The organism is Calothrix sp. NIES-3974, assembly GCF_002368395.1.
Taxonomy (GTDB): Bacteria; Cyanobacteriota; Cyanobacteriia; order Cyanobacteriales; family Nostocaceae; genus NIES-3974.
Map to the genome: position 1 here is coordinate 2,386,946 of NZ_AP018254.1, position 13,655 is coordinate 2,400,600.

12 protein-coding genes are annotated in these 13,655 nt (G+C 44.1%); 6 read left to right on the forward strand and 6 right to left on the reverse strand.

All coding sequences use genetic code 11. The features are described 5' to 3' along the window. Positions 1 to 50 precede the first annotated feature (50 nt). From ntrB to CDC37_RS09395, 3 genes are all read left to right on the forward strand, one after another. Positions 51 to 890 carry a nitrate ABC transporter permease gene (ntrB, locus tag CDC37_RS09385; protein ID WP_096621522.1) on the forward strand — a complete coding sequence of 280 codons (840 nt, stop codon included), beginning with the start codon at positions 51 to 53 and terminating at the stop codon, positions 888 to 890. Positions 891 to 991: 101 nt separating this feature from the next. Then, positions 992 to 3,007: an ABC transporter ATP-binding/substrate-binding protein gene (locus tag CDC37_RS09390; protein WP_096621523.1), complete on the forward strand. Its 2,016-nt coding sequence runs from the start codon at positions 992 to 994 to the stop codon at positions 3,005 to 3,007. Between the two features lie 112 nt (positions 3,008 to 3,119). Then, on the forward strand, positions 3,120 to 3,962 hold the full coding sequence (locus tag CDC37_RS09395; RefSeq protein ID WP_096621524.1) for a nitrate ABC transporter ATP-binding protein: 843 nt from the start codon (positions 3,120 to 3,122) through the stop codon (positions 3,960 to 3,962). Positions 3,963 to 4,056: 94 nt separating this feature from the next. On the opposite strand, the gene CDC37_RS09400 is transcribed toward CDC37_RS09395, so the two are convergent. Then, positions 4,057 to 5,103, reverse strand: a complete 1,047-nt coding sequence (locus CDC37_RS09400; RefSeq protein ID WP_096621525.1) for an ABC transporter permease — start codon at positions 5,101 to 5,103, stop codon at positions 4,057 to 4,059. Positions 5,104 to 5,461: 358 nt separating this feature from the next. After that, positions 5,462 to 5,980: an adenine phosphoribosyltransferase gene (locus CDC37_RS09405; protein WP_096621526.1), complete on the reverse strand. Its 519-nt coding sequence runs from the start codon at positions 5,978 to 5,980 to the stop codon at positions 5,462 to 5,464. Positions 5,981 to 6,257: 277 nt separating this feature from the next. Between CDC37_RS09405 and CDC37_RS24170 the strand changes: the two genes are divergently transcribed. Beyond that, the gene (locus CDC37_RS24170) at positions 6,258 to 6,395 is read left to right on the forward strand and encodes a hypothetical protein (RefSeq protein WP_157780700.1); all 138 of its coding nucleotides are present in this window, start codon (positions 6,258 to 6,260) and stop codon (positions 6,393 to 6,395) included. Positions 6,396 to 6,419: 24 nt separating this feature from the next. On the opposite strand, the gene CDC37_RS09410 is transcribed toward CDC37_RS24170, so the two are convergent. After that, positions 6,420 to 8,564: a pentapeptide repeat-containing protein gene (locus tag CDC37_RS09410; RefSeq protein WP_096621527.1), complete on the reverse strand. Its 2,145-nt coding sequence runs from the start codon at positions 8,562 to 8,564 to the stop codon at positions 6,420 to 6,422. A gap of 57 nt (positions 8,565 to 8,621) precedes the next feature. Further along, entirely contained in the window at positions 8,622 to 8,963 is a 342-nt protein-coding gene (locus tag CDC37_RS09415) for a hypothetical protein (RefSeq protein ID WP_096621528.1), read from the reverse strand. A gap of 223 nt (positions 8,964 to 9,186) precedes the next feature. Between CDC37_RS09415 and CDC37_RS09420 the strand changes: the two genes are divergently transcribed. After that, positions 9,187 to 9,660, forward strand: a complete 474-nt coding sequence (locus CDC37_RS09420; protein ID WP_231943348.1) for a hypothetical protein — start codon at positions 9,187 to 9,189, stop codon at positions 9,658 to 9,660. A 215-nt stretch (positions 9,661 to 9,875) separates the two neighbouring features. Here CDC37_RS09420 and CDC37_RS09425 read toward each other — a convergent pair whose 3' ends face one another. Next, on the reverse strand, positions 9,876 to 10,259 hold the full coding sequence (locus CDC37_RS09425) for a hypothetical protein (RefSeq protein ID WP_096621529.1): 384 nt from the start codon (positions 10,257 to 10,259) through the stop codon (positions 9,876 to 9,878). A gap of 130 nt (positions 10,260 to 10,389) precedes the next feature. Then, positions 10,390 to 11,793 carry a S41 family peptidase gene (locus CDC37_RS09430; RefSeq protein ID WP_096621530.1) on the reverse strand — a complete coding sequence of 468 codons (1,404 nt, stop codon included), beginning with the start codon at positions 11,791 to 11,793 and terminating at the stop codon, positions 10,390 to 10,392. A 475-nt stretch (positions 11,794 to 12,268) separates the two neighbouring features. Here CDC37_RS09430 and argJ point away from each other — a divergent pair, with 475 nt between their 5' ends. Next, positions 12,269 to 13,573, forward strand: coding sequence for a bifunctional ornithine acetyltransferase/N-acetylglutamate synthase (gene argJ, locus CDC37_RS09435; protein ID WP_096621531.1), 1,305 nt, complete (start codon positions 12,269 to 12,271; stop codon positions 13,571 to 13,573). Positions 13,574 to 13,655 lie beyond the last annotated feature (82 nt).

The window sequence follows — 13,655 nt, forward strand, 5'->3', positions numbered from 1 at the left end:
ATACAAGTTTTGCCACTCCCTCCCCATTACCACAAACCTCAGAGATGAAAATGGCGACAACAACTATTAGAAAACCTTCCCAGAGCAAGATTCAAAAATCCCTCGTCACGTTTCTGCAAAAGCGGGGACGAAAAATCATATCACCATTAATTGCGATCGCACTATTCTTAATTATCTGGCAAATTGCTTGTTCGGGTGAAAAACCAAATCTTCCCCCTCCCACTAAGGTGATTCAGGAAACTTGGGATTTGATTATTGACCCGTTTTTTGATAATGGTGGTACGGACAAGGGTTTGGCTTTACAGATTTTCGCTAGTCTAGGTCGGGTTGCTATTGGTTTTAGTTTAGCAGCGATTGTTGGCGTTAGTTTGGGAATGGTGATTGGAGCCAATGCTTTTATTTTTGAAGCGGTTGACCCGATTTTTCAGGTCTTGCGTACCGTTCCTCCTTTGGCTTGGTTACCAATTTCCTTGGCTGCATTTCGCGATAGTGAACCGTCGGCAATTTTCGTGATTTTTATTACGGCGATTTGGCCAATTATTATTAATACAACGGTGGGTGTGCAACAAATCCCCCAGGATTATAAAAATGTTGCCCAGGTGTTGAAGTTATCTGGATTTAAGTACTTTTATAAAATTGTTTTTCCTGCTTCTGTTCCCTACATTTTTACGGGATTACGTATCGGCATTGGTTTATCATGGTTAGCAATTGTGGCAGCAGAAATGTTAGTCGGTGGGGTAGGAATTGGTTTCTTTATTTGGGATGCGTGGAATAGTACCCGTTTAAGTGAAATTGTTTTAGCTCTGGTGTATGTCGGTATTGTGGGTTTGATTCTGGATCGCATGATTGCCTTTATTGCGAGTAAGGTTGTCCCCCAGGAGCAGAAATAGAATGAAGTAAAAAAAACCCGACGTTGTAGAGATGACCCGACGTTGTAGAGACGACCCGACGGGTCGTCTCTACGGAAATCCAAAATCCAAAATCCAAAATTATGTTAACCAATATCGATAAACCCCAAAAAACGACGAATACATTTGTGGAAATTGACCACGTGGATCGTGTTTTCAATTTGCCGAATGGCGGTCAATATATTGCCCTAAAAAATATTGAATTGAAAATCCAACAGGGTGAATTTATTTCCTTGATTGGACACTCTGGTTGTGGAAAATCGACTTTATTAAATATTATTGCCGGATTGGATCGAGCCACAACTGGAGGTGTCACCCTGGAAGGACGGGAAGTGCGCGAACCCGGTCCTGACCGAATGGTGGTGTTTCAAAATTATTCCCTACTACCTTGGTTAACTGTACGGGAAAACATTGCGATCGCGGTTGATGAGGTTTTTAAAAACAAACCAGCTGGGGAACGGCGACAAATTGTCGAACACCATATTGATCTGGTAGGATTACGTCATGCTGCCAATAGCCGTCCCTGTGAACTTTCAGGGGGAATGAAACAACGGGTGTCGATTGCCCGTGCTTTGGCAATTCGTCCTAAGTTACTGCTGTTAGATGAACCCTTTGGTGCTTTAGATGCTTTGACACGGGGTAGTTTGCAGACCCAATTAATGAAAATCTGCAATGAACACCAACTTACCTGTGTGATGGTGACCCACGATGTGGATGAAGCCTTATTATTATCTGACCGGATTGTCATGCTTACTAATGGTCCGGAAGCTCACATCGGTCAAATCCTCGAAGTACCCATTCCCCGACCGCGCGATCGCTTGGAGGTAATCAAACATCCCAGTTACTATGGTTTACGTAACGAGATGATTTATTTCCTCAATCAACAAAAACAAGCGAAAAAACGTCAAGCAGCTAAGGTTTCCACCCCTGGAATTATTTCTAAACATGGTCTGGAAAAAATCAACCTGGATATCGGTTTTATCCCCCTTACCGATGCAGCACCCCTAATTATTGCCCAGGAAAAAGGCTTTTTTGCTCAATTCGGTTTAGAACAAGTCACCCTCCACCGGGAAAGCAGTTGGAAGGAAGTCGCTAAGGGTGTGGGAACTGGTAGACTAGATGCAGCCCAAATGGTGGCAGGAATGCCTCTAGCTTTAACACTAGGTGCAGGTGATAAAACCCCTGTCCCCGTTGTTACTGCCATGACCCTCTCCCGTAACGGTAACGCTATTACCCTGAGTCAAAAATTACAACAAAAAGGTGTTAATTCCCTTTCCGACCTGAAAACCGTATTACAAGCAGATACAGAAAAAAATCACGTGTTGGGTATCGTTCACCCGGCATCGATGCAAAATTTATTACTGCGGTATTGGTTGGCAGCAGGGGGAATTGACCCGGATCGGGATGTGGAATTGACCGTGATTTCTCCCCCGCAAATGGTTTCCGCTTTGCGTTCCGGTACAATTGATGGGTATTGTGTTGGTGGTCCTTGGAACACCCACGCTGTCCGTGACCAAGTTGGTTTTGTCGCTGCAACCGCTTTAGATATCTGGGGAGAACACCCGGAAAAGGTGCTAGGAGTACGGGAAGATTGGGCTGAAAAATATCCCCAAACTCATATTGCCCTAGTTAAAGCCCTATTGTCGGCTTGCGAGTACTGTGATGATATCCGCAACCGTCCCGAAATTGCAGAAATTCTCGCTCGTCCGGAATATGTCGGTGTTGCGACCGATTGCATCCGTCCTGGTTTCATTGACCCCTACGAACGGGGAGACGGAACAGAGGCAGAATTTTTACCATCCTACAATCAATTTTTTGTCAACAAAGCTAACTATCCCGAACGGGTGGAAATGTTATGGATTCTTACCCAATTAGCTCGCTGGGGATTAGTTCCATTTCCCAAGAACTGGGTAGATGTGGTAGACAGAATTTGTCGCACCGATGTGTTCGGTGTAGCAGCTCGCGACTTAGAGATACTCGACATTGGTCGCGACCAACCTATCCACATATTTGATGGTAAAGCCTTTAATCCCTCCCACCCCATTGATTACCTTAAATCCTTCCCCATCAAACGGGAAATTAGAATCCAAGAATTTTAGATTACTCTTCGGTTGATCCGCACTACGTGCGTCTATGGATTTTAGATTTCCGTAGAGACAATCTGACGGGTCGTCTCTACAATCAACCCCATTTCCTCACAAACCTATTACCATGCAAGCAATAAATACTACCCAAACCCATCAACCATCCTCTCCTGACTCAAATCCATTTTTGACGATTGAGGGAGTTACAAAAATTTATCCGACTGCAAACGGTCCCCGTGTCGTTCTTGATGGGATTAACTTATCCGTCCAAGAGGGAGAATTTATCTGTGTAATTGGACACTCTGGATGTGGTAAATCCACTCTCCTCAATATGGTGTCGGGGTTTAATCAACCCACGGAAGGACAGGTAAGATTACAAAATCGAGTGATTACTGGACCTGGACCTGACCGAATGATGGTGTTTCAAAACTACTGTTTACTACCGTGGATGAGTGTTTTTGAAAACGTTTATACAGCAGTAGATGCGGTATTTCCGCAAAAGGCAGAAGCCGAAAAACGGGCCATCGTCAAAGAACATTTAGCAATGGTTGGTTTACTGGAAGCTGCTGATAAACGACCCGGACAGATATCAGGAGGAATGAAACAGCGAGTTGCGATCGCTCGTGCATTATCCATCCGTCCCCAGGTTCTCATCCTCGATGAACCCTTCGGTGCATTGGATGCCATCACTAAGGAAGAATTACAGGAAGAACTATTAAAAATCTGGCGTGACCATCGGGTTACTGTATTAATGATTACCCATGACATCGATGAAGCTTTATTCATGGCTGACCGTTTAGTGATGATGACCAATGGTCCAGCCGCGAAAATTGGGGAGATTCTCGAAATTCCTTTCCCCCGTCCTCGCATTCGCACGCGGATTATGGAAGACCCCCAGTATTATGATTTACGTAATTATGCGTTAGATTTTCTGTATAATAAGTTTGCCCACGACGATGCGGCTGAGTAATATGATTGTCTCTGAATCATGGAAGAATTGTTGTTGGAATAATTGACTTTGGGCAGATTTTTTGTGGAACAGGCTTCTAGTCTGTTTCACAATGTCAATTCAAATCTTCCAAGCGAATCCGTGGGTCAGCAGCTTTGAGGAGTAAATCAGCAATTAAATTACCAAGAATTAATAGCACCGCACCCATTGTTAAACTCGCCATCAGAACGTATAAATCTTGAGCTTGCAAAGCTTGTAAAGTTAACCGACCTAATCCTGGCCAATTAAAGAAATATTCAGCAATAAAAGCACCATTTAGTAAACCCGCTAACTCAAAACCTAAAAGGGTTATCAAAGGATTAATCGCATTGCGCAGTGCATGAACATAAATCACCCGATTTTCTGGTAAACCCTTAGCACGGGCTGTTTGGATATAATCTTGACGCAGCACATCCAGTAATTCCCCTCGCGTAATCCGTTGTAAACCAGCAAAACTGGTAATACTTAAAGCCACCGTTGGTAAAATCATATGCCAAGCGACATCAATTATTTGTCCGAACCAGGTTAATTGATCATGGTTAATACTGGTTTGTCCACCCACCGGAAATAGGGGAGACGTAACTTGGGCAAAAATCAATAACAGTAAAGCCGTGATAAAACTGGGAAAACCTTGACCCGCATAACTAATTACCTGTAATAACCGGTCGGGTAGACGATTTTGATTAACTGCGGCCACAATACCCAAAGGTAACGCGATCGCCCAAGTAATGATTAGTGAGGAAACCGCTAGGAGTAGGGTGGAAAATACCCGTTCACCGATTAGGGAGGAAACCGAACGCTGAAAAATAAAACTTGTACCAAAGTCCCCTTTGCTGATAATCCGCCATATCCATAGGAAATACTGCTCTACCCAAGATTTATCCAATCCCCACTGCTGACGAATTTCTGCAATCCGTTCGGGAGTAATCCGAGGATTTTGTTTTAAGGTATCAACAAAATCACCGGGAGCTAACTGAATAATCAAAAAAGATAAAGCTGATGCCAAAAATAAGGTAATTAAAGCCTGGAATAAACGCTTGGCAATATATAAGACAGTTTCACTAGTCAACCACCCATAAATGCGATTCAGTCTTAGTTCCCATCCATCCCTTGTTACAGTCATCGGTCTATTTTTCCATAGTCGCTATCTGAAATGTCTAATTATACACGGGGAAAGGAAATTGAGAAGACAGAATACAGAACCCGGATTTCTCACAAATCCCTCAAACTCTCAGGGATAGTCCGTAGAAACGACCCGTAGGGTCGTCTCTACAGGGAGTAGGAATAGAAAGAAAAGTCAGAATACAGGATAACGGAGCTTAAACATTTTTGAGGCAGAAATCAGCCTCAAACCCATACAAGGAAAGGAAAATACACTACAGACCCCAAGATACTAAAATACGTTGAAAACAATGTCAAAGTCTTGCGGTGTATTCATCTGAGTAGTTTTTCTCTAAGTACTTGTCTCCTGTCTCCTTTTCCTAATACTCAACCAAGCTGATAATCGGTACATCCGGTAACTGCTTGCGTCCTTCCAAATCCCGCAATTCGATAATAAACCCGAATCCTAATAGCTCACAGCCCATATTTTGTACCAATTGAGCGGTCGCACTCGCAGTTCCCCCGGTGGCAATTAAATCATCTACGATTAATACTTTGCTACCACTTTCCAAGGCATCTTGATGTATTTCCAGTTTATCAGTACCATATTCTAACTCATATTCCACCGAATGTACTGCACCGGGTAATTTCCCTGGTTTTCGCACCGGAATAAACCCAGCTTCTAATTGATAGGCTAGGGGTGTACCAAAAATAAAACCCCGTGATTCCATCCCAATCACGTAATCGACTTGAAAATTAGCTTCATCGCATTTTTGAGCCAACAAATCGATTGTGTATCGCAGTCCCTGGGGGTTGCGTAATAACGTGGTGACATCCCGAAAGAGAATACCTGGTTTAGGAAAATCCGGTATATCACGAATCAGTGATTTTAAATCCATAGTTAGGTGGTATCGGTTGAATATAACATGGTTTGTAAAATTAGCTTAATCTAAAAAAAGCCCCGCTTCCTACTAGAAGTGAGGTACGGGTTGGTAAGCGCTTAAATAGGCATTTAGGAAAAACCTTACGTCTGTAATTTTTTGGGTTAATACCAATTTAATCTGAAGATGCATAGAAAGAACCCCACCCGAACCCTCCCCGTAGCAAGTTCCCGTAGGGTAATCGGGGAGGGACTGGATTTCTCCCTCTCCGTAGGTGAAGGAGTGGGTTCAAATTATGTGCAACTTTACATTAAATTGGTATAAAACTATTTCCTACTCCCGACTCCCCATTCCCACCCTCACACTTCAGACTTTTTCCGCAACCCGACTGATAAAAGGCTACTACCAACCTTTCCTCACCCATCAAAATTAATGTGGTTGAGTACTATTTACCCAACTACGGACAACTGGGATGAATTCCCCCCTGGGTGCAAATGTAAGCGATTTGACGCTTATCTAGGTTTTTCACCTCACTAAAATCCACACCCTTGACAAGTGCTGATTTTGCTCCTGTTTGGGGTGTTTCCACAAATTGTTCCGTGGGATTTTGATTACCGGGTGCGAGAATTGCTCCTTGAAAATCTGCTCCCCGTAAATTGGTTCGTTGTAAATCAGCTAAACTCAAATCGGCATTACTGAGGTTAGCATTGCTTAAATTAGCACCTCGTAGTACGGCTCCGGTGAGACGGGTAGCGCTGAGGTTGGCACTACTGAGGTTAGTATGGTCAAGATAAGCACCACTTAAATCCGCTCCCAGCCAATCGGTTTTGGTTAAATTAGCGTGGGATAAAAAGGCACCAATGGCGATCGCTCGTCCTAATCTAGCTCCAAATAATTCGGCTTCGTTTAATTTGGCTTCTCCCAGGTCCGCACCTGTCAAGCTGGCGTTTTCCAGGACGGCATTGCGTAAATCAGCACCAACTAATTGGGCACTACTGAGGTTTGCGCCGATGAGTCGCGCACTGGCTAAGTTAGCTTTTTTCAGGTTAGCTCGACTGAGATCGCTTTTATTCAGGAGGACTCGACTGAGGTTTGCTTCTTGGAAGTTGGCTTGTTTGAGTTCAGCTTGACTTAAATCGGCAATCCAATCATCATAGGTATCGTAGCGACCATCGTTCCCCGGACCGCGAAAACGACTACCTGGGAAATTGCCTTGGTTCAGTTGAGCGCCTTTAAAATTGACTCCCCATAAATCAATCCTTTCCAATACCAAGTTAAAGGATGTGTTGGGATTAGTGCCAGTATTCGGTTGGGATAGATTGGTTTGACTGAGATCAACTTGGTGGAGTTTACCTCGATTCACTAGCAAAATTTGATTAATCGCTTGTTGATTAGCTTGTAATTGCTGGGCTTTTGCCGGATTGTTGGTTGCTAAGTCGTTGGTTAATAATTGGTTTTTACGCTTTAATTCTGGAATTGCCTCAATCCCGATATTCACCAAGGATTGTTGGATAGTGCTGCGTAATACCGGATTAGTTTCCTGGAGGAGTAAATCGACTAAATACTTAGTTGCAGGGGGGTATTTTAACGTACCCATCGCCATAATCGCTTGTTGTCGTTCCGCTAAATTTGTAGTCGCAGTCCCTTGGAGACGTTTTTCTAATTCCTGGAACTGCTGGCGATTACCCTGCTCCGTTGTCCGTTGGTTTTCTTGGGATTGAATATATATTTGAGTCCCAATCAAAGTTCCCAATACACCCACCATACTCACCAATGCGACTAGGAACAAAGTTAAACTGGGATTTTGTCGCATCCACTCCCAAACTTGACGACGGCGATCGCCAAGGGGAGAAATTACCACATCCGCGATCGCAGCTTCTTCTTCATGCTCATTCCATTGGTCGGGTTGGGGTTTTCCAGCTCGTAAACTAGCGACACTGAAGGGTTTCGTTGCATCAATTGTATAGGTTCCCGCTATTCGGTCATGTAAGGCTCGTTTACTATCACGCCAACGGGGAAATCCCATCGATTCAGCTAACATTAGCACTGCCATCAAACCCGTAAATACACCGAGATTGGGGAAAAAGGGACTATAACGCCATAATAAATAGGTGACAGATAAAGGTAAAGCCCAACGTCCCACACCTTCGCGGATGACAACAGCCAATAAACCAGGTGGTGTACCCCCATTGGTGACAACCCGCACACCAAACCAGCGTTTTGGTAAAGTACTACCCGTTTTCGCCAACAGGTATATTTGCCAACCAGTTAGGGATAGGGAAGCCAATGCTCCCACACTCCAAAAAAAGTTGGTTAACCAGGTGACATTACGAGTACCATAGTTAATAGGTAAAGCCAGGGGACGGGCAACTTCCCGTTCTACCAGGGACAAAACCGGATTCAACGGTACACGTTCCACATCAGTTCGCGAATTCGCCAATACACCAATCCCAAAGGGAACTAGTCCACTAACAGTCACCAACGCGATTTCCGTCACCACCGCAGCTGCACGCCGAGTCATTAAGGGTAACATTTTCGGTTTGCCAGGTTCTTGGGAACGAATCGATTTATTCGTTGTTCTCCTCACAATCGGGGTCGTCATAGCACTCTTCTCTATACAATTTAATCGCTACGCCCAGGAGCGCACTAAAAAATTTAACTATTGCTGATTTTGTTGATTTTGACCAGTATCTGATACAAAAAATTTGTATGCCAGGTAAGCCAATCCCAGCAACAGTGTCACACCAATTACCGACGCAATTAATTTGAGAACAGCCTGGAAGATGGCAAAACCCAACACCATTCCCCCACCAATTACCCCTATTTTCGCCACCAATGGTAGATTCAAAAACCAACTGACAACAGCCCATAAACTTGCGATCGCTCCGTTAGCGGATGGGGAGGGGGGGACGATTTGCTGGGACTGCGCAACCACCAGCGCAGACGACGATTCTAGCTCATTAAGACTTCGTTGCAAATCATCTTCAGGTTGACGTTCCATTGATAATCTTTTCCTCAGTGTGGCTGTGCATTTAAAAACAAATCAGGATTTCTGATTAGACATTTCCCATCCGCAATCATTGTGTATGGGATTGTATCTAGTTATGTGTGTAGTAAAGCACCTCAAACCGAGAAAACTATAACGCGTCTGGCTGCAACTTCCAAGGGTAAATCATCAACATCTCGGAACAAAAAATTATCAAATCTATCTATAGGATTAACCGATGACAACTCAAACCAGCCTTACCAATGTTACTAATTATCTCCCAATGAACAAACATATCCGCTTAATTGGTGTTTCCGTCGGGTTGGCAATAAGTTTATTACTTATGCAAATTAACACAGCCCAAGCCCAAAAGGTGTCAATTAGCCGTAATTTTCAACCAAATCCGTTAACTTTAACAGGGACATCAGGCGGTGCAGTCAGAAGTAATTGCGGTAACTTGGCGGCTACTCCTAATCATATAATCGAAATCAAAGAACCACTACGTTTGAATTTTTCGGTAGCTGGTGCTGGTGAACCCACATTGTTAATTGAAGGTCCTGCTGGTCGTTTTTGTTCCCTCTCCGATAGCTATTCGGGAGGAAAATCAGAAATTTCTGGGTACTGGATACCCGGTGATTATACAGTTCATGTTGGCCAAAGTTCCCAATCCCGAAGTAATTATACTCTATCGATCTCCCAACCAAAAAAGTAAGTAGCCGTAACCCGGCAAATGATTATGTGATTCGGGTAATTCGTTTGTTTGAAGTTTTACGCTTTGATATTTGGCAGTACGTAAAGTAACGTGAGCAGACAGAATACGGTTGTCAGGTGGGGAAATTAATCGATCACAAATACCCGGAAATACCCAGTAGAGACGACCCGTCGGGTCGTCTCTACATCTGTTTGTGGTCGGGTCGTCTCTACTCCCTATTCTCCATCACCTTCCGACAATACCTGGGTTTGAACTTCCACCGCAGCCACATCAATAGTACCTTCGGGGGCTATCCGTGTAAATTTACCACCATCGACAGTCAAATGTTCGCCACAATTAGGACATTGGATATTGCTGTGATTCAGTCCCATAAATTCAAAACCACACACAGGACACTGACTCGTCACCAAATTGCGTTGTAACCACCAGCGTAATCCCAAAAAAGCCACCACCGGAGCGATCGCCATAATCCCAATGATCACTATAATTGAGTTAACAAGCCATCCCAAACCGATTGACCCTAAAAACCAAGCAATAATCAGTAAGGTTAACCAAGGACGTAAATTGGCAAGGTAAAACTGGAAATTGTTAAGATTCATTTGTTATATTTCATCCGCTTCTCCTACTAGGATAGCTATTTTCACTGTTGGTGTTGAACATCTTCTGGGGGAAATGGCAGATTTTTCTACGCGGAAAGAGACAGACGCTGATATATCGCGTCTCTATTCCCTACTCCCTACTCCCTGTATTCATGTAGTGCAGTTTCTCTTTGAGAATAACAGAGACTTTCTCCCACTCCCTACTCCCGACTCCCTGTATCAATTGGGATTGGGCAAAATCCTGATTGCTCAAAATCGCGATCGCTTTTGTATAGATTGGGTCTAATTGACTACCTCGCCAATCGGGATTAGCTGCGATTTGCCGCATTTGTGCTTCGCTAATATCGATTCTGACATCGGGGATAATGCCTTTCTGGTTAATATCCCGACCCCTAGGTGTGTAGTAACGGGAAGTTGTAATGGCGACACTAGAACCATCCGCAAGTCGATAGACAGATTGAACCAAAGCTTTACCAAAACTGGGAGAACCAATGACGATTGCCCGTTTATTATCCTGTAAAGCACCTGCTAAAATTTCACTGGCACTAGCCGAACCATTATCAATCAAAACCGCTAAGGGTAAATCCGTTAAAGCGCGCTGATTGGCTCTGGCATGAATACTCATTCCCCGTCGATCTAAAGTCTTGACTATTGTTCCCTCGTTCATGAACATTTGGGCGATTTCAATGCTGGAGTACAATAAACCACCGGGATTACCCCGCAAATCCAACACAAAACTATCAACCCGTTGATTAGTCAAATTTTGAATTGCTCGTCGAGTTTGTTCGCTACTTCTGGCTGTAAACGAATCTAAACGAATAAACCCAACCCGCTTATCTCCCTCTTGCTTCACCTGATAGGTGACACTGGGAACTTCAATGGCAGCACGTACTAACTGCAAATTCACCACATTTTGTCCGTTGCGCGCCACCCGTAATCGAACAGGAGTACCAACCCGACCACGAATTAACTGGGAAGCATCTTTGATGTCTAAACCTTGAGTTGACCTACCATCAATTGCCAAAATGCGATCGCCAACTCGTAAACCAGCCCTCAAAGCCGGAGAATTAGCAATCACCTCCATAATGGTCAATTGATTGCTTTGGGAATCCAACCTCATTCTAATCCCAATTCCAGAAATTTCCCCCGCAGTCTGATTAAAAAGTGCTTCACTTTGTTTCGGGTCAAGAAATCTCGTATATTCGTCACCCAAAGACTTTAAAACCCGGCGAATTTCTGCGTAAGCCTGTTCTTTGGAAGTAAAATTTCTACTCAATAACTGCCGACGCACCGCCAACCAATCCTGTTGGTTAAAGGTTCCATCCACAAATTCCTGATTTACCAGTTGCCATACCTTATCTACGATTGCTCTGGGAGTATCCTGGGCAGCAAAAACGGAACGTGAAGATAAACCGACACCAAAGGATAGGGTTGCTAGGGTGACAATCGCTGCCAATCGCTTGTTTTTGAGTAGTAAATTCCCAATATCAGTGATTTTTTTTACTGGTAGGTTAATTTTTGTCGATCGCTTCATCTAGGTCAACTCTCAATTTTATGTTGAGGTAAGCAAAATAAGTTTCTATTGTGAAATCAGAATTCTGGACGTAAACCTCCCTAAACAACCTTTCGACGAGAAAATTTTGGCAGGATGCAACTTTTAACCCATATATCTCTTCAATCAGACTAAAGATAATTTAACAAGCTTCCTGCACTTACTACTAATGGCTTGCGTCACTTCTTTTTGTGACTTTAGTCATATTCTGGGGACAAGGAGACAAAATACAGGAAGGAGATAAATAATTAAGTTATCGTAATCCGATTTAGGTAGTCAAAAATAGCGTGCCGTTGACCCGTCATCAACCCTACATGTAAGATGTCACAAATCCCGCTCGGACTGCGGTAATTGATTACTGATTTCCCCAGTACCCGAATGCACCCAAAAGCTCCCCTCCTGTCTCCTGTATCCTATATCCTGTATTCTCAAAACATTAAAATCAAAGGGAAAAAAAATGACAGAGTGGCAGGTAATTTCTGGGGGTGTGACTGCACCGCGAGGATTTCGAGCAGCTGGGGTGACTGCGGGACTCAAACCTTCGGGTTTACCAGATTTAGCCTTGATTGTTTCCGATGTGGATGCGATCGCGGCGGGTGTGTTTACAACTAGTCATGTTTGTGCAGCCTGTATTGATTATTGTAAGGAAATTTTACGCAGTCATCAAAGTGTGCGGGCTATTCTTTGTAATGCGGGACAAGCGAATGCGGCTACGGGAAAAACTGGGATGGATAATGCCCGTGAATCTGCCCAGTTACTAGCTAATGAGTTAAATATATCACCCAATCAGGTACTATTGGCATCAACGGGGGTAATTGGTCAACAAATCAAAATGGCGGCAATGCGTACAGGTATTCCCCAGGTGGTAGCAGCGTTATCTCCCACTGGTGCGGAGAGTGCAGAACGGGCCATAATTACCACGGATTTGGTGACAAAATCCATTGCCTTGGAAACCACCATCGGCGATCGCACTGTCAGAATTGGAGGCATGGCTAAGGGTTCAGGAATGATTCACCCCAATATGGCCACCATGTTAGCCTTTGTCACCTGTGACGCAGCCGTTTCTCCCCACCTCTGGCAACAAATGGTCACAGAAGCTGCGGATAAAAGTTTCAATGCCATCACCGTTGATGGGGATACTAGTACAAATGACTGTCTAATTGCCCTGGCAAATGGGGAATCCCGTGCCCATGCTATCACCGAAAAAGGGCCAGAAGCCGATCGACTTGCGGGAATGTTGACCGCCGTTTGTCAACACCTAGCCAAAGCGATCGCCCGTGATGGGGAGGGTGCTACTTGCTTAATAGAAGTTCGAGTTAATGGCGCTCCTAGCGAACTGGGTGCGCGTCAAGTTGCGAAAGCGATCGCGGGTTCATCTTTGGTTAAATCTGCTATCTTTGGTCGTGACCCGAATTGGGGCAGAATTGCAGCAGCAGCCGGTCGGGCAGGTGTCCCCTTTGACCAAAATAATCTCCGTATTCAACTGGGTGATTTTCTCTTAATGGAACACGGTCAACCTTTATCCTTTGACCGCAGTGCAGCTAGTGAATATTTAAAAAATGCTGCGGACGCTTACCCAGGTGGGATGACGGCAAATAGTGGCAGTAAGGATTTGGCAGACAAGCCGACTAAAATCCACCAAAGCCTTGATAAACCCGTGGTAATTACGGTTGATTTGGGGGCTGGTCACGACTGTGGCGTGGCGTGGGGATGTGATTTAAGTTACGATTACGTCAAAATTAATGCGGAATATACAACCTAATACAATTTTGGATTTTAGATTTTGGATTTTGAAACATAGCACAACGAAAAAACCTTAGAGGTTGTTGGTCAAGTATTAATTA